The organism is Brevibacillus sp. HB1.2 (assembly GCF_013332495.1).
GTDB classification, from domain to species: Bacteria; Bacillota; Bacilli; order Brevibacillales; family Brevibacillaceae; genus Brevibacillus; species Brevibacillus porteri.
The window spans coordinates 323,997-342,247 of record NZ_JABMIU010000002.1 but is presented as its reverse complement, the minus strand read 5'-3'; the positions used below and the strand labels follow the sequence as shown (position 1 = coordinate 342,247).

Here is an 18,251-nt window from a genome sequence, read left to right as displayed (position 1 = left end):
TGTGCACAAAGGTTATCTCTCCCTCGTGTTGCATGCCCATCTGCCTTATGTCCGACACGGGGATCGGGACGATCGCCTGGAAGAGCGCTGGGTGTATGAAGCCATGCTGGAATGCTATCTTCCCTTGCTCATGGTTTTCGACAGGCTCCTCTCAGACGGCATCGCTTTTCGCATGACCCTTGCTATTTCTCCGACATTACTTTCCATGCTAGAAGATGATCTGATCGTGACACGCTTTCGCACACATCTAGCGAAGACTGTTGAATTGGCTGGGAAGGAAGTCAAACGCACCGCAGGTCAACCTGAAGAACACCGTATCGCCAAAATGTACGTGGAGCGCTTTCGAAGCATCATTGCCTATTGCCGCAAGTGGGATTTTCAACTAATCAAGGCCTTTAGGTATATCGAGGATAGCGGATGCCTCGAACTCATCACTTGTGCAGCCACGCACTCCTTCTTGCCCTATGTGGAAACAGAAGAGGCGATTCGGGCACAGCTTCAGGTGGGCATCGATACACATGAGCGGATTCTGGGAAGACGTCCGAAGGGAATTTGGCTGCCAGAGTGCGGGTATACACCTGGATTGGATCGTTTGCTGAAAGAGGCAGGGCTTCGGTATTTCTTTGTAGACAGTCACACGATAGAGCATGCGACGCCGTTACCTCGCAGAGGGGTGTTGGCTCCCTTGTTCACGCCGCATGAAGTGGCTGCCTTTGCCCGTGATGAAGTGGCTTCCCGCCAGGTATGGAGCTCAATCGATGGATATCCAGGGGACTATGATTATCGTGAATACTACCGGGATATCGGATTTGACAGGGAGATGAGCTACATCGAGCCGTACATCCATCCTGACGGCATTCGCGTGCATACCGGTTTGAAATACTATCGGATCACCGGAAAAGCAGGGGATAAAGACTGGTATGAGCCAAGCTGGGCGCGGGAAAAAGCAGCGTCTCATGCTGGACACTTCCTGTATCACCGAGAGCGTCAAGTGGAGGAAGCCAGTCACTGGATGGATCGCAAGCCGTTGGTCGTCGCCACTTATGATGCGGAATTGTTTGGTCATTGGTGGTTCGAGGGTCCACAGTTTCTAGATGACCTCATGCGAAAAACGGTTTGTGATTCAAAAGACGTGAAATTAATGACACCATCTGAATATTTGGAGGAGTATCCAGCGCAGGATCGCGGTCACTTGCCTATGTCTACGTGGGGGAGAAATGGCTACGGAGAAGTCTGGCTGAACGAGAATAATGGCTGGATATACAGGCACTTGCATCAAGCAGAGCGGGAACTGATCGGAGCGATTACTACCTTTTCTGAAAAGAAAGGAGATCCGCTTGCCTTACGGTGCCTCAAGCAGGCAGCACGCGAATTGATGTTAGCCCAAAGCAGTGATTGGGCGTTTATTTTAGACGGTCAAACGGTCACCCCGTATGCGGTGCAACGCGTTCATGATCATTTAGTTCGCATGCGGGCTCTCTTGGCGATGTATCGAGAGCATCAACTGGATGAAGAGGCAATTACGCAAGCAGAAGCTGACTTTCCGATCTTTCCTGACTTGGATATCACGTTCTATTTGCCTAAACAAATGCATAGAGTGAACGTATCGCGTCAATTGGTAGCGGCTACGCAAGATCAGTCTTCGACAAAAACAGTTTTGATGCTTGCATGGGAATTTCCCCCTCATGTGGTAGGGGGGCTTGGTCGGGCTGTCTACGATCTCGCCAGACATCTTGTCCAGCAAGGAATCGTGGTGCATGTGCTGACAGGTTCGGCAGATTCATGCTCCATAGATGAGATGATGGAAGGAGTTCATGTACACCGTTTGCCTACGTACCTTCCTTCTGAACAAGCTGACTTTCTGGCATGGGTGTTTCAACTGAATTTGGCGATGGTCGATGCTACCTTCAAGCTATGGTCACTCGGAGTGCGACCAGATGTCATCCATGCTCATGATTGGCTTGTCAGCTGGGCAGCGATCGAACTGAAACAGAGGTACTCTCTTCCGCTCGTCAGCACGATTCACGCTTTGGAGCATGGACGGCATCAAGGCATTCATACACCGTTGCAGCAAAGGATTCATGAGTGTGAACGTACACTAACACAAAGCTCTGACTCGATGATCGTTTGCAGCAAGTATATGGAGTCGGAAGTCATGTGCTTGTTCGGAACACCTTCATCCCAATTACGTGTCATTCACAACGGTGTCGATCTCATTCCTTTACCGGATGTAAATCGTGAACAGCTTCGGCAGGAGTTGGCGATAGGCGATGGACCTGTCCTCTTTTTTGTAGGGCGCTTGGTCCAGGAAAAAGGTGTTCACCTATTGTTGGAAGCCATGGCAAGGCTGCGCGATGAATTTCCGCAGGCGAAGTTGCTTATAGCTGGCAGAGGGCCGATGCAAGACGAGTGGAAGCAGTTGGTTCATCAAAAGGGACTTTTTGAGCAAGTCCGCTTCTTGGGCTTCGTAGAAGATGTTAGGCGAAATGAGTTGTTCGCCTTGGCTGATGTGGCGGTATTCCCGAGCTTGTATGAACCTTTTGGAATTGTTGCACTGGAAGCGATGGCGCTAGGTACGCCAGTTCTTGTTGCGGATACGGGAGGGCTTCGAGAGATCGTTCGCCATGGCGAAAACGGCGCTATGATGTTCACAGGCGACCCTGAATCCTTGACGAATCAACTCCGCTGGCTACTGCGCGACCCCGATCAGCGGCATCAACTAGCCCAGACGGCCATGCAAGATGTGAAACAGTTTTATAACTGGACCATTCTCGCTACTCAAACCATCGATCTATATCGTTCACTTTGCGTATCCGCGGAAAGCGGCATGACAACATAGATTGCAACGATGAAGGAGGAAGAAAAGAAGATGAAGGCAGTAATCATGGCTGGGGGAAAAGGTACACGACTACGTCCGTTAACATGCCACACGCCAAAACCAATGGTGCCACTCTTAAACCGGCCTTGCATGGAGTACACGATTGATCTATTGAAAAAGCATGGGATTACAGAGATAGCAGTGACACTCCAGTATCTGCCTGATGTCATCCGCGATACGTTTGGTGATGGATCTCGCTACGGTGTTTCGCTCGTCTATTTTGAAGAAACGATTCCTTTGGGCACGGCAGGCAGCGTGAAAAACTGCGCCGATTTTCTCGATGAGCGCTTTATCGTGATCAGTGGAGATACGTTGACAGACATCGATTTGTCGGCAGCGATACGTTTCCATGAGCAAAATAACGCTCTGGCTACGTTGATTTTGACTCGTGTAGAAACACCGCTGGAATTCGGAGTTGTCATGACAGATGAGGGCGGACGCATTACACGCTTTTTAGAAAAGCCGAGCTGGGCGGAGGTTTTTAGCGATACGGTGAATACCGGGATATACGTCTGCGAGCCAGAGGTCTTGTCTTATATAGAAGAAGAGCGGGAAGTGGATTTCAGTAAGGAAATTTTCCCATCTTTTTTACAAGCAGCAAAGCCTCTATACGGATATGAAGCAAGCGGTTATTGGTCTGATATTGGCTCTTTGGAGGTTTATCAGCAAGCCCAGTTTGATTTGCTGGATGGACGCGTGCATCTCGAAATAAAAGCACAGGAAATCGCGCCGCGCATTTTCTTGGAAAATGATGTTCGCATCGATTCATCGGTCCGTTTGGAAGGCCCTGTCTATATCGGTGAAAATGTACACTTGCAGGCTGGAGTTGCCGTTGGTGCTTATTCCATTCTGGGGAAAAATACGGTGATTTCTTCCGGTACGAAGCTGTCCAGGACGATCGTTTGGGAAAATAATGTCATTGGGAAAAAAACTGAGATCACAGGAACGACGCTCTGCCGCAACACCCGAATTAGCGATTGCGTACAACTCGGGGAAGGGGCGGTCATTGGAGACCAGTGCTTCATTGGGGCGAAGTCGGTGGTAAAGGCAGGCATCAAAATTTGGCCGGACAAGGAAGTCGGTGAAAATGCGACTGTCACAACCTCGCTCATCTATGGTGCCAAGCAAACCAAAAATTTGTTTGGGACGCATGGAATCAAGGGCATTGGCAATGTCGACATCACGCCCGAATTCGTCACTAGACTTGCTGCTGCCTACGCGTACTTACTACAAGCGGGGGATAAAATTGCGCTCTCAGCATGCTCACACCCATTTGCTCAGTTATTGAAGCATAGCATCATGACGAGCTTGTGCTCTTCCGGAATTGATACGGTCGATCTCGGGATTGGCAATTCACCCTTGATCCGATACGGCGTGCGCTCCCTGGCTTGCAAGGGTGGCATTCATGTTTATATGGCAGAGCCAGTCGATGATAAAGAGATTGTCATCCAATTCATCGATCATGCTGGGTTGCCGATTTCTCGTGATATGGAACGCAAAATTGAGAATGCTTACTGGCAAGAGACGTATGTTCGCAACCTGCATCGATTGGGAGCATTGCAAGTCGAGCATCAAGTACAAGAAGCTTATCTTCATGCTTTGGTCCAACAGTTGAATGTATCGTCCATCCAGCGTCAGCGCTTCCACCTGCTGATCGATTGTGAACAGCGATTTTTCCCGACTTTTCTTGCGCCACTCTTGCATGTAATGGGAGTCACTGCACATTACAGCTCCATACAAGAAGGTATTCGGAAAAAGGGAGCGGATTTAGGCGTTCGTCTCGATAAAAATGGCGAACAATTTACCTTGTTTACCGAGCATGGAGAGAAGCTCTCGAACGAGCAGATCACGGCTCTGCAACTGCTGGCTTGCAGTGGTCAACATCGGCGCATCGGGCTTCCTGTGAGTGCACCGATCGAATTGGAGCATATGGCCCAGCTGTTGCAAATGGAGGTTGTACGCACCAAGGTCTCTCCGCGCTCCATGATGGAGGTATCGAGTGAACAGCGCTTTCATCCGATGTTTGACGCCGTGTACAGTCTCATGAGAATTCTTTCGTACCTCGCTTCCGAAGAAAAACCGCTCAGCATTCTGCTGGAGCTGTTGCCAGCGTGCCATATGGAGAAAAAGACTGTCTTTTGCCCATGGACAGCAAAAGGGAAGGTCATGCGCAAAGTGATGGAAGAAAACAAAGGCAAGCTGCTGGAGCTCGTCGATGGAATCAAAGTATACGATTCGAACGGCTGGGTGCTGATTTTACCCGATTCAGAGGATTCGCACGTAAAAGTGATTTCGCAAGGAGCGACGGCAGAGACCGCGGCTACGCTTGCTTCTTCCTACGCGAGGCGAATTGCCGAATATCAGTTTCACGAAAAGAGAGAGATCGACAGCCTATAACGAAAAGGACGTGAAGGCATGCCGAGACCGCTCGTCGTCGGGAACGGAAAACTGCTGATTAATTTTGATGACAAGCTGCACATGCGAGATCTCTATTTTCCGTATGTCGGCCAACTGAATCATGTCGGGGGACACTTTAGCAAGCTGGGTATTTGGGTGCAAGGTCACTTTTCCTGGCTGGATGAAGACGGCTGGACGCGGAAGCTCGGATACGGACAGGAGTCTTTGGTGACAGATGTTCATGCGCATCATGAACATCTGGGCATCGCCCTGCAAATTGCAGATGGGGTGCATCAGCGTGACCCGATTTATTTGAAAAAGGTGTGCGTTCAGAATTTGACGAGTGAAGTGCGAGAGGTCAGGCTGTTTTTCAATCACGATTTCAGCTTGAATGAGACGGAGGTAGGGGATACCGCTGTTTTTGATCCTATCCTGCGCACCATTTACCATTACAAGCGCAATGTGTACATCATGGCGAATGGAAAAACGGATACGGGTGGGATCGATCAATATAGTGTCGGGATTAAGCGGTTCAACTATGCGGAGGGGACCTGGAGGGACGCGGAGGATGGTCTTTTGTCCGGCAATCCAATTGCACAAGGCTCCGTAGATAGTACGATTTCTTTTTCCCTCATACTGCAACCGCAAGAAGAAAAGGCGCTCTTTTACTGGATGTGCATTGGTGAATCGTATGAGGATGTTAAAGTATTGAACCAGTATGTACTCGAAAGTGATCCGGAACATTTGCTCAGTCGGGTCGCGGTGTATTGGCAACGTTGGGTCAATAAGGAAGAGCGGGACTTTGCTGATCTTCCTTCAGAGGTTGTCAATCTGTACAAGACCAGCTTGCTACTCGTGCGCACGCAAATTGATCAGAATGGAGCGATTCTCGCTGCGAATGACTCGGATATTCTCCAATTCAATCGCGACCATTACAGCTACATGTGGCCCAGAGACGGAGCGTTAATTGCGAGTGCGATGGCGAAAGCGGGTTATACGGGAGTGGTCGCACCATTTTTCCGATTTTGCGCGGACGCATTGAATAAGGACGGATATTTGCTGCACAAGTACAATCCAGATGGGTCTGTCGGCTCTAGTTGGCATCCGTATATTGTTGACGGAGAAATTCAGCTCCCGATTCAGGAGGATGAGACGGCACTCGTGCTGTATGCGCTCTGGGAGCAATACAAGAGCGGCAAGCAAATTGAAGACTGCCAAGCGCTCTACCCCACGCTGGTTCGCCCGGCGGCCCGCTTTTTGCTGGAGTATGTCCATCCAGAGCTGCAACTCCCAAAACAAAGCTACGACTTATGGGAAGAGCGACGGGGAATTTTTACGTTTACCAGTGCTACTGTTTTCGCAGGCTTAATGGCTGCGGCTCGTTTTGCCCAGCTGTTCGGGGATGATCGGCGCTACAAACGCTACACAGAAGGGGCAGAGCGCATTCGTGGGGCAATGGAAAAACATCTCTACGACTCTGAAATCGGGCGTTTTTTGCGTGGGATATATGTAAGAGGAGATGGGAGTGTCGAAAAAGATTTCACGGTGGAGAGCAGCTTGTTCGCCTTGTTTGCGCTTGATGTGTTTTCCGTAGACGATCCGAGAGTTGAGCGGACGATGGAAGCTGTCAAAAAGAGTTTGCGGGTAGACACGGTGATTGGTGGAATTGCCCGCTACCAAGGGGATTACTATTTCAAAAAATCACATGATACGGCGAAGGTACCGGGCAATCCATGGATTATTTGCACCTTATGGGTCGCTGATTGGGAAATTGCCAAGGCGAAATCTCTCGATGAACTCCAAGAGCCAAAGAACAGATTGGATTGGGTCGTACGCCATGCTCTACAAAGCGGCGTGCTATCCGAACAGCTCGATCCGTATACAGGTGCTCCCGTATCCGTTGCACCGTTGACGTGGTCGCATGCTACTTATGTTGCCACTGTTTTGCGTTATTTGGAGAAGGTGAATGAGTTGCGGTAACGAGGGGAGAGATGAGGGGATGACAACGATCCGTTTCGGTACGGACGGTTGGCGCGACATAATTGCAGATGGCTTTACTGTCGAGAATGTCCGCATTGTCGCACAAGCTATCGCTAGCTATACCAAAGAAATCGGACAACAGGAGCAGCCTGTTCTGGTCGGGCACGACACACGGTTCTTGGGGAGACGCTTCGCGGAGGAGGTTGCAGCTGTCCTGACTGCGAATGACATTCGTACCTATTTGGTGAATGAAGCAGCGCCAACGCCTGCCGTAGCCTTTGGAGTGAAGCATTTTGCAGCGAGTGGCGCGATCATGATCACGGCCAGTCACAATCCACCCGAATATAACGGCATCAAATACATTCCGGAGTACGCCGGACCTGCAACGCCTGCGATCACGCAAAGATTGGAAGAGTGGATCAGCGAAACCTGCCAGGCGAAATCGGTGCGTACGATTTCCCTCGCGGAAGCAAAGGCCCGCAAGCTGCTGCAAGTCATTGTGCTGCGTCCTCATTACGAGGCGCATCTTAGACGGATGGTAAATATGGATGTTTTGAAAAACTCTTCCTTGTCCGTTGTTGTCGATGCCATGCATGGTGCAGGTATGGGCTACGTGAGCGGTTTTTTGTCTGAGGCGGGGGTGAAAAACGTCGGAATCCGAGAAGTCCCGGATGCGGCTTTTGGCGGAGATTTGCCTGAGCCAAACGATAAGCATTTGCATTTGCTAAAAAAAGAAGTAGTAGAACGCCAAGCATCTCTTGGTCTTGCCAATGACGGCGATGCGGATCGCTTCGGAGTCGTCGATCGCTTCGGACAGTACATCACGCCAAATGAAGCACTCGTCCTGCTGACCTATCATTTGCGAAAAAATCGTGGCTTGAGCGGACGGATTGTCAGGACCGTAGCGACTACGCATCTATTGGATCGGATGGCTAAGCATTATGGTCTTGAACTGGTAGAGACGCCAGTTGGCTTCAAGTATGTAGGTGAGGAAATGCGCAAAGGTGACGTGCTCATTGGTGGAGAAGAAAGTGGCGGGGCCAGTATTCTCGGTCACATCCCGGAGAAAGACGGCGTACTCATCAATTTGTTGCTCGCTGAGATGTGCGCGCACGAAAACAAAGGAATTGATCAAATCCTGCGAGACGTATACGAGCAGTTCGGCGAGCTGTTCCATACGCGAATTGATATGAAATTGCCGGAAAAAGATCAATGGATACAGCAAATGATCGCTAAGCCACCTGCACTAATTGGTCCTTATCAGGTTTTGGAGATTCAACGAGTGGATGGGGTCAAGCTGTTGCTCGAGGAAGGACATTGGGTCTTGATCCGTCCGTCTGGCACAGAACCGTTGGTACGCATCTATTGTGAAGCAACGAATGCAACGGCTTTGCAGAAGTTGCAAGATGCGATTCGCGAATGGTTTTTGGAGATTAATGTGTAAATTCTGAAGGGGAGAGCCTGCATGGATGTGCTAGGTTCTTCTTTTTTTCGTAGGTTCCTGTTATGTGGCTACGGGGAAGAGAAGAATATTTCCAGTCTAGGCTCCAGGCTCCGTCCTGCTGGGGGCTGAGACTGTCCGCTCCGAAGGGATTCGCGGGGAAACGCAAAAGTGGTAGCCGCTTCGTCGCGTGGGCACGTTGCGTTTCTTTTGCCCGCTCATCCCTTCTCCGCTCGGTAGGACTCCACAAGTCGCTACGTCTGGAAATATTCTTCTCTGGCGTGACAATGAGGTTCTCCAATCTTTTCAGGCATTTAAAAATCGGCTCACACGGAAAGTTCGTAGAGGAAACAGGAGAAAAAAGCGAAGATCTTAGGGACACCGACCGAGACGCAATGCAAAAAGCGAAACACGCTCTTAAGCGTCCACCTCTGAAACACATCTTGAAAGGACCACTTTGGACGCGGTTTCGCTTTTTGCATGGAGTCGTGCAGTCAATCCCGCAGGGGGTGGCCCTAGAATCTGAGTGTTTTCTCCTGTTTCCTCCCCACCACGACAGCAACGTACAAAATCGTTATACACTACATAAAAAAACAGATGCTATTGCTGGATATCTACTACCCATTTACCAAATCGAAAAAATGAGGTATTCTTGTCCATATGCAATCCTTTCATTGGAATCGGACAGGACTTCCTGGCCTCACCAGTGTAAAGGATTTTTTGCCCCTTAAAATAGGAAGTGTCTGAATGATCGTAGTAGATGGACCTTCATTAATTTTGTTTTAACGTAGTTCGAAGTCGGTAACTGATGAGAGATGATGAGAAACGATGCGGATCGATCAGGATATATTGCAAGCTTTTTTACAGGAAGTTCAAGTGGAGAGTCTGTCGCCGGATGATCCAGTCGTCGTACACCACACGCCGTATCCGTGGGAGTTGGTCGGTACCGGCAATTATGCTGCCGTATTTGCCCACCCGGACTATCCAAAGGTAGTGATTAAGCTGTACGCACCTGGAAGACCAGGAGCCGAACAGGAAATCGAAGTCTATCGCAAGCTTGGGGAGACTCGTTCTTTCCCTATCTGTTATGATTATGGGGAAGGATACTTGGTCATTTCGCGGATGAACGGCATACCCCTGTTTGACTGTGTTCGCTTTGGTATTCCGATTCCTCCCCAGGTGATTGAAGACGTGGAGGAAGCACTTGAAGAAGCGCGCAGGAAGGGTTTGTTTCCGCATGATGTCCATGGGAAAAACGTACTCATGGATCAGGGACGAGGTTATCTGATTGACGTATCGGATTACTATGTCAATGATACAGACACAAAATGGCGTGATTTACGCAAGGCGTATTACAAGGTGTACCTGCCATTTATCAAGGATCGTGGATGGAAAATTCCATTGTGGATGCTGGAAGTTGTACGCAAAGGCTATCGACTGTACAAAAAAGGAAAGCGCTTGTTCACGTAGACGGTCTCTGGTAAAATGATCATTTGATATTGTGTTTGTTCAGTTGCTGGTCGAAGCAGAATAAGGAGGACATTCCATTGTTGTACTATCTCATTGCGGCAGTAATTATTGCGCTTGATCAGTTTACAAAGTATTTAGTCGTGAAGTATATGGAACTGGGAGAATCCATTCCTTTGATCGCGGACGTATTTCATCTCACTTCCCATCGAAACATGGGAGCGGCGTTTGGCATCCTGCAAAATCGACGTTGGTTTTTTATTGTCATTACCGTTGTCGTTGTGATTGGGATTGTCATTTCCTTGATTCGCTTGAGAAAAAACCAACCTCGTGCATCGTTGGCGCTGTCATTGGTCTTGGGTGGAGCCGTCGGGAATTTCATTGATCGTGCGATGACTGGTCAAGTTGTAGATTTTCTCGATTTTACGTTGATTAACTTCCCAATCTTTAACGTGGCTGATATGGCCATCACGATTGGTGTGGGGATTTTGCTTCTCGATGTTTTTCTGGATGGGAAGAAAAACAGATAGTTATGAGAATAATAGTGGGAAAGCTCGGATAGGTGGAGAAAATTACATGAATGACACGCAATTGTTTGAACGTTACGATTGGACGGTAGAGCCAGCGGATACGAGCGAGCGCATCGATAAGTTTATCACGCTGCAAAATGAAGATTGGTCCCGATCACAGGTGCAGGCTTGGGTGAAGGAAGGCCGTGTCACTGTAAATGGTGAACCGATCAAAAACAACTACAAGCTGCAGGCAGAGGACGAAGTAACCCTCCGTGTTCCGCCGCCAAAGGAAATGGCAATCCAGCCAGAGGAAATGTCCTTGGATATTGTATACGAGGATAGCGATGTCGTGGTCGTGACTAAACCACGTGGCCTCGTCGTGCATCCTGCTCCTGGTCATTACAGTGGGACACTCGTCAATGGGCTTTTGGCACATTGCAAGGATTTGTCCGGAATCAATGGTGTTTTGCGTCCAGGAATTGTCCATCGCATTGACAAGGATACATCCGGCCTGTTGATGGTAGCCAAAAACGACAAGGCACACATGGGTTTGGCTGAACAATTAAAAGCACATACGGTCAATCGGAAGTATGTCGCGATTGTTCATGGTGTCATCCCGCATGAAATGGGAACGATTGAAGCACCAATCGGGCGCGATCCGAAAAATCGCCAGCAAATGGCGGTTGTTTTTGAAAACAGCAAGCCGGCTGTGACGCATTTTATCGTGCTGGAGCGCTTCAAAGAGTACACGTTGGTGGAATTGAAACTCGAAACAGGACGTACCCATCAAATTCGCGTACACATGAAGTATATTGGCTATCCACTGGCGGGCGATCCGAAATACGGTCCGAAAAATACATTGGAGCTCGATGGACAAGCTCTGCATGCGAAAACACTGGGCTTTATCCATCCCCGTACAGGAGAGCAGCTCGAATTTGAAGCGCCAATGCCGAAGGAAATGCTTGACGCCATCGAGGTTCTTAGACAAGCGTAAGCGAACAGGAGGAATAGCCGTGCTAAAAAGATTAGCGCATGTGACGCTGTACGTTCACGATTGTGAAGAGGCATTGCGGTTTTACACGGAAAAACTCGGTTTCGAAAAACGCATGGATTCTCGGATGGATGATGGTTCTCGTTGGCTCACCGTCGGTCTTCCTGGGCAGGAGATAGAGATCGTATTGCATGACCCTACCCATTGGCATCGGGAAGAAGTTGCGCAGGAAATGCTTCGTCAGGTCGGCAAAAATCCAATGTGGGTTTGGGAGACGGATGATTTTGTGTCCACATACGAAACACTGCGCCAACGCGGTGTGAAGTTTGTGAGTGAACCAAACGAAGTGATGTATGGCATTGAGGTTATTTTCGAGGATCTGTATGGCAATCGTTTTTTGTTGTTGCAGCCAGTCTTCCTATGACACTTACATAATGGCAGTTGGATTGGAAAACGCTAGTAGAGAGCTTATTACTTTCTTCTGGCGTTTTTTTCATCATTCAATAGAGCGTGTAAGGAGTGAATGCTTGTGATCGGAAAATGGGGGAAGCTGATCAGTCTTTTTGTCCTTTTGGTTGTACTTGTCACGGCAAACGGTGAAGCAAAGGTGACGGCCCAAAACCAACAGCCAGAGCGTGTGAACAAGGAAATAAGCGTTCCGGCAAAAATTGCATTTACGAGCAACCAGCATTTGTTTTTGGTAGATGGACGGGATGCATCAGGAAAAATAAAGCAAATCTCCAAGGACGGCTATGCACAGATCGTAGGCTGGTCGCCAGATGGCAAGTGGCTCCTGTTCGTGAAATACAAAGGCAACGACAATTACTCGACACCAGGCTACGTGTGGATCGTCAGAGCGGATGGCAGCAAAACAGTACAGGTAGACGAACGAGCAGTCTTTGAAATGCCAAAGTGGTCCCAAAAAGCGAACAAGCTAGCATACACCGTGAATATCGGCAGCAATGAAGCGCCAAGCCCTTTGCTGATTGTAAAAGAAATTCATGATCAAGGAGAAGTAGCCTTGCAAAGTTCAACGAAGGCTGACTTCGCAGATTTTGCCTGGATGCCGGATGGGGAAAACATGCTTGTCGCGCTACCCGCTGAAAAAAATAAGCCGATGACGCTGGCCTTGCGCACGCTTGCAGGTAAACCGTTGGCTGCCTACCCGATTGCAGAACCGCCAAAAGTGGAGGAAGGTATCTACCCATGGGCGGCGACAGGCCTAAAAGTATCCCCGGATGGGAAGGCTGTTGCCTACTTTGTCAGGTATAACTCCGGGTCCTTGTCTGCTGATGGCGTACCTATTCAATGGTTTGATTTGACACAGCCTGCCAAAAAGCCAATAGAACTCGGTACAGGATTGGCTTATCCTGATTGGCTTGATTGGACACCAAATAGCGACCAGCTCGCTTTTGTCGATGGCACTGACCGGATCGCCACGACTAACAAGCAGTTGAAGCTGGCGGATCGAGCAGGAAAGGTCAAAACAGTTAGCCCTAGTCCAGTGGTGGTAGACACTTATCCAGTATGGATTCCAAAAGCTCCATACACACTGCTTTTCACCAGAGGCTTGGCTACAGCGTATTCATACGATCCAAAGAAGGTCATGGTACCGGAACAAGGCATCTGGCGGCGATCCGCAGATGGAGCAGAGCAGCAGGTGACAAAAGGGTCAGCGAATACCGCCGACTACTATCCTGCGCCATCTCCAGATGGGAAACAGCTCCTTTTCTTGCGTTTGGATCGAGCGGAGCATGGCTCCCTGTTTATCCAAGGAATAGGTGAGGATGCGGACAAACAAGTCGAGCTGATCAAAGACATTACAGGGGACATTGGTTATTATGCGAACTATTTGCCACCGTGGGTCAGCGTCTATTGGGAATAGTTAGACTTTTCCGGGCTGCATTGACACCCGTCCAGAATCGTGACATAATTCTACATGACGAATGGAACCTTTTAATCCAGTCCAGTGAGGCTGGCAAGGGCACGGAATGACAAGCAGGCGGGACTCTTACAGTCCGGTCAGTTTGTCCGAGGGCTTCTTGTCTCCTGACAAGGAGCCTTTTTTCGTAAGGTCCACTGTTCCCGTCGAGAAAGGGGATATTGAGATGATCAACAAAAGCGTCATTATGGATGAAGCCGCAATCCGCCGCGCGCTCACTCGAATCGCACATGAAATTATCGAGCGAAACAAAGGCGTCGAAGATCTCATTATCGTGGGCATCAAGACCAGAGGGATCTACCTCGCACAGCGTCTTGTGGAAAGAATCGAAATGATTGAAAATGTGAAAGTCCCAGTCGGTGAGCTGGACATTACGTTCTATCGTGACGATCTGCAACACAAGTCAGAAGATGCCATTTTGCAAGGCTCCAAGCTCCCAGATCAAATCACGGGCAAGACTGTGATTCTGGTGGACGATGTTCTCTACACGGGAAGAACAGTGCGTGCCGCATTGGATGCACTGATTGACAACGGTCGCCCTCGGATGATTCAACTGGCTGTTCTGGTTGATCGCGGTCATCGCGAGCTACCCATCCGCCCTGATTTCGTCGGAAAAAACCTCCCAACTGCTCGAACGGAAATTGTCGATGTACAATTGGCAGAAGTGGACGTTATGGACATTGTGTCCATCCGACAGCTACTGTAAAAATAAAAGAACTCCTCTTTAAAAACGATCCCGTGAGGTCGGCAAGAGGCAAGAAACTTCCCATGAGCATGGTGAAGCTAGCCTCTTTGTGTCCGCACAAAGAGGTTTTTTGTATAAAAAAGCTTTTTGAATGAAAGAAACAAAACAGGGGGCATACAGGCATGAGCCAAAAAAATTACATCGATGTAGACGAAACACCACATATTTCGCGATTGCTGCCACTCAGTATTCAACACTTGTTCGCGATGTTCGGCTCGACTGTACTCGTACCGATCTTGACGGGTCTGGATGTTGCAACGGCCCTCTTGGCGAGCGGGATCGGGACACTTCTGTTTCTGTGGATCACCAAAGGAAAGCTTCCGAACTATCTCGGTTCTTCCTTCGCCTTCATCGGTCCGATTATCGTCGTGAGTCAATCGCATGGTGTAGGGACGGCACTCTTAGGCTGCTTCCTCTCCGGGATTGTGTACATCATCGTCGCCGGAATTGTGAAGAAGGCAGGAGTCAAATGGCTCGATCGGGTACTGCCACCAGTTGTCATCGCATCCGTCATCGTTGTGATCGGTCTGAGCCTGGCTGGCGTAGCAGTAGACATGGCAACGAAAGTCACTGTAGACGGTCAATCGCAAATGTCACTGACTTCGATTGAAATCTCGCTCGTTACCGTGGTCATAACAGTTCTAGCAGCGGTCATGCTACGCGGTTTCCTTGGTCTTATCCCCATCTTGATCGGAATGGTTTCTGGTTATGTATACACGCTGCTGCGTCACCCTGATCTGATTAACTTTCAAAAAGTAGTAGAAGCAGACTGGTTCATCACGCCACAAAAAATGTTTACGGAGCACTTCAAATTTACCGAAGTCATGAGTGCGATCGGTGACGGCTCTGCATGGATCGCAGCACTCGTCATTGCGCCAGTCGCTTTCGTCACGCTGGCAGAGCATTTGGGACACTTGCTGGTAACGAGCAAGGTCATGGATCGCGATCTGATGAAAAATCCGGGTCTGCACCGCAGCTTGCTCGGAGACGGGGTGGCAACCTCACTCGCAGCCATCATGGGAGGTCCGCCAGCAACGACGTATGGAGAAAATATTGGTGTCCTTGCAATGACTAAGGTATACAGCCGAGTGGTCATCGGTCTGGCTGCTGTACTGGCAATCATGTTCGCCTTCGCTGGTAAGATTAGCGCCATTTTAATGACGATTCCAACGCCGGTACTTGGTGGTGTCTCCATCATCCTGTTCGGTATCATCGCGGCACAAGGCTTGCGGATGTACGTCGAGCACAAAGTGAATTTTGCAGACAAACGCAACATGATTCTCGCAGCGGTCATCCTCGTCACGGGAATCGGCGGATACAAAATCAGTTTTGCAGGTACAGGTATCGCTTTCCTGAACGATCTGACCATCGATAATATCGCACTCTCTACCTTCCTGGGAATTATTCTGCACCTGATCCTTCCAGGAAAAGAGTCCGCGATGGGCGAAGCGCACCAGGAAGAACAAAAACAAATAGCCTAAACGTTCCCAATCCTTTAAATCCAGTCCAGAGAGGCTGGCAAGGCATAGAACGCTGTTAAGGCTGCCCGAAAAAGGCACCCAACCAGCTTCTTGTCTCGCTTGCCTCCAGATGCAAAGCGATGCCAAGAAGCTTTTCTTATGAAAAAAGCTTTTCTGTTGACCAAAATGAACCGGAGGGATTCATGATGAAAAATGTAGCGCACCTGATTGGCCTCAAAGACTTATCGAAAGAACAGATCATCCAGCTCCTCGAGCGAGCAGAGTATTGGGCTGCTAGACCAACTGAGCAAGCGGATATCCTGCGCGGACGGTTTGTCGCGAATCTGTTCTTCGAGGCCAGTACCAGAACCCGCTTCTCTTTTGAAGTAGCACAAAAGCGACTGGGCGCACATGTTTTGAACTTCATTCCGGAAACCTCCTCCACCGTAAAAGGCGAGACGGTCTATGACACGATCCGCACCTTGGAAGCAATGGGCGTGGAAGCAGCCGTTATCCGCACCAAGAAAGAAGGCCTGCTGCAAGAGTTAGCAGAAAGCGTAGACCTGAAGCTGATCAACGCGGGAGATGGAACGAATGAGCACCCGACCCAATGCCTGCTCGATCTGTTGACCATGAAAAGACAGTTTGGCAAGCTATCTGGTCTCACAGTAGCGATCATGGGAGACCTGCGCCACAGCCGCGTGCTCGGTTCTCACCTGCATGCGCTGCCGAAGCTCGGCGTGAATCTGCTACTCTCGGGTCCTGCTACGATGATGCCGGCGCATATCCCGCAAGGTGTCAAAATCGTGGAAATGGAAGAAGCGGTTCAAACCGCAGATGTGGTCATGATGCTGCGCGTTCAGCTAGAGCGCCATGCGGAATCCCTCTATCTATCGAAAGAAGAGTACCACAAGGCACATGGGCTCACTCTGGAAAGAGCCAAAATGATGAAGTCCGGCGCAGTTATCATGCATCCGGCACCCGTCAATCGCGGGGTTGAGATTCATACCGATTTGGTAGAATGCGAAACGTCCTTGATTCAAACCCAAGTGACCAACGGAGTCGCAGCAAGAATGGCAGTTCTAGAAACTCTTTTGAAAGGGAGCGAAATGACATGGGAATCATCCTTGGCAACGGCAACGTACTAAATCAGGCGGGGGAACTCACCCCGATGGAAATATTGGTGGAAAAGGGAAGAATCACAGCGATGGGGGAAACGCTCGATCGCGAGGGACATGAATGGATCGATTGCCACAGCGGTATGATTAGCGCCGGTCTCATCGATGTGCACGTACATCTGCGTGAGCCAGGCTTCGAACATAAAGAAACGATCGAAACAGGGGCAAAAGCAGCGGTACAAGGCGGATTTACAACAGTAGCATGCATGCCGAACACACGACCATCCATCGACAGTGTCGAGACCGTGACCTACATTTTGGACAAAGCGAGCGAGGCTGGTATGGCGCGCGTGATCCCGTATGGTGCGATTACCGTTCGCCAATTGGGAAAAGAGCTGACGGATTTCGCTGGGTTAAAAGAAGCGGGGATCTTTGCGCTGACGGATGACGGTGTGGGCGTGCAATCAACAGCGATGATGAAAAAGGCCATGCAAAAAGCAGCAGAGCTCGGTATCGCAATCGTCGCTCACTGCGAGGACGAAGACCTGTTGATCCCAGGAGCAGCCTTGCATGACGGGGTGGTAGCTGCTCGACACGGACTCCCTGGAATTCCTTCTGAGTCAGAGTCCATCCACGTTGGTCGCGATATTTTGCTGGCAGAACAGACAGGTGTGCACTACCACGTATGCCACATCAGTGCGAAAGAGTCGGTGCGTCTGGTACGCGATGGGAAACGCGCTGGCGTAAATGTAACGTGTGAAGTCAGTCCGCATCACCTCTTGCTGTGCGATGAGGATATCCCGGACAATCTGGATACGAATTGGAAAATGAACCCGCCGCTGCGCTCTCGTGAGGATCGTGCTGCACTGATTGCGGGATTGAAAGACGGCACCATTGATATGATCGCCACAGACCATGCACCACACACTCAAGAGGAAAAAGCAAACGGGATGAACCGAGCACCATTCGGAATCGTCGGACTGGAGACAGCATTCCCGCTCCTGTACACAAATCTCGTGCAAAACGGAGAGCTGACCTTGAAGAAGCTGGTTGAGCTGTTGACCGTGAAGCCAGCAGAAGCATTCAAACTGCCATACGGACGTCTGGAAGTGGGCGCACCAGCAGACCTGACTGTGATTGATCTGGAAACGGAAAAAACAATCGACCCAAGCACATTCGCAAGTAAAGGAATCAACACACCATTTGCTGGTTGGGCATGCAAAGGCTGGCCGACCCTGACACTGGTTGATGGGAAGATCGTATATCAAAACGTGTAAAAACGACTTACAGACGAGACACAAGTTTTTACACGACAATGGA

The 18,251-nt window shown here is 49.7% G+C and carries 13 protein-coding genes; all 13 read left to right on the top strand.

Annotated features, from left to right (window positions below; translation table 11 throughout):
* Position 1 precedes the first annotated feature (1 nt).
* The 13 genes from HPY28_RS06510 to HPY28_RS06450 all read left to right on the top strand — a co-directional run bounded on the left by HPY28_RS06510 (position 2) and on the right by HPY28_RS06450 (position 18,208).
* The gene (locus HPY28_RS06510) at positions 2–2,839 is read left to right on the top strand and encodes a 1,4-alpha-glucan branching protein domain-containing protein (RefSeq protein WP_174230263.1); all 2,838 of its coding nucleotides are present in this window, start codon (positions 2–4) and stop codon (positions 2,837–2,839) included.
* 30 nt (positions 2,840–2,869) lie between these two features.
* Positions 2,870–5,275 (top strand): sugar phosphate nucleotidyltransferase, encoded by a 2,406-nt coding sequence (locus HPY28_RS06505; protein ID WP_017249520.1) that lies wholly within the window; start codon positions 2,870–2,872, stop codon positions 5,273–5,275.
* Positions 5,276–5,293: 18 nt separating this feature from the next.
* Positions 5,294–7,255: a glycoside hydrolase family 15 protein gene (locus tag HPY28_RS06500; RefSeq protein ID WP_174230262.1), complete on the top strand. Its 1,962-nt coding sequence runs from the start codon at positions 5,294–5,296 to the stop codon at positions 7,253–7,255.
* A gap of 19 nt (positions 7,256–7,274) precedes the next feature.
* A complete protein-coding gene (locus tag HPY28_RS06495) occupies positions 7,275–8,699 on the top strand; it encodes a phosphoglucomutase/phosphomannomutase family protein (protein WP_173622169.1) in 1,425 nt (474 codons plus the stop codon).
* An 825-nt stretch (positions 8,700–9,524) separates the two neighbouring features.
* Positions 9,525–10,166, top strand: a complete 642-nt coding sequence (locus HPY28_RS06490) for a serine/threonine-protein kinase (RefSeq protein ID WP_017249516.1) — start codon at positions 9,525–9,527, stop codon at positions 10,164–10,166.
* Positions 10,167–10,243: 77 nt separating this feature from the next.
* Positions 10,244–10,693: a signal peptidase II gene (gene lspA / locus HPY28_RS06485; protein ID WP_017249515.1), complete on the top strand. Its 450-nt coding sequence runs from the start codon at positions 10,244–10,246 to the stop codon at positions 10,691–10,693.
* 46 nt (positions 10,694–10,739) lie between these two features.
* On the top strand, positions 10,740–11,669 hold the full coding sequence (locus tag HPY28_RS06480) for an RluA family pseudouridine synthase (protein WP_017249514.1): 930 nt from the start codon (positions 10,740–10,742) through the stop codon (positions 11,667–11,669).
* Positions 11,670–11,688: 19 nt separating this feature from the next.
* The gene (locus HPY28_RS06475; RefSeq protein WP_174224348.1) at positions 11,689–12,090 is read left to right on the top strand and encodes a VOC family protein; all 402 of its coding nucleotides are present in this window, start codon (positions 11,689–11,691) and stop codon (positions 12,088–12,090) included.
* Positions 12,091–12,189: 99 nt separating this feature from the next.
* A complete protein-coding gene (locus HPY28_RS06470) occupies positions 12,190–13,551 on the top strand; it encodes a TolB-like translocation protein (RefSeq protein WP_174230261.1) in 1,362 nt (453 codons plus the stop codon).
* A gap of 223 nt (positions 13,552–13,774) precedes the next feature.
* A complete protein-coding gene (pyrR, locus tag HPY28_RS06465) occupies positions 13,775–14,314 on the top strand; it encodes a bifunctional pyr operon transcriptional regulator/uracil phosphoribosyltransferase PyrR (RefSeq protein WP_007728461.1) in 540 nt (179 codons plus the stop codon).
* A 161-nt stretch (positions 14,315–14,475) separates the two neighbouring features.
* Positions 14,476–15,834, top strand: coding sequence for a solute carrier family 23 protein (locus HPY28_RS06460; RefSeq protein ID WP_173622165.1), 1,359 nt, complete (start codon positions 14,476–14,478; stop codon positions 15,832–15,834).
* 185 nt (positions 15,835–16,019) lie between these two features.
* Entirely contained in the window at positions 16,020–16,961 is a 942-nt protein-coding gene (locus HPY28_RS06455; RefSeq protein WP_017249510.1) for an aspartate carbamoyltransferase catalytic subunit, read from the top strand.
* A complete protein-coding gene (locus HPY28_RS06450; RefSeq protein WP_173622163.1) occupies positions 16,928–18,208 on the top strand; it encodes a dihydroorotase in 1,281 nt (426 codons plus the stop codon). Before HPY28_RS06455 ends, HPY28_RS06450 begins: the two co-directional genes overlap by 34 nt.
* The last annotated feature ends 43 nt before the right edge of the window (positions 18,209–18,251 follow it).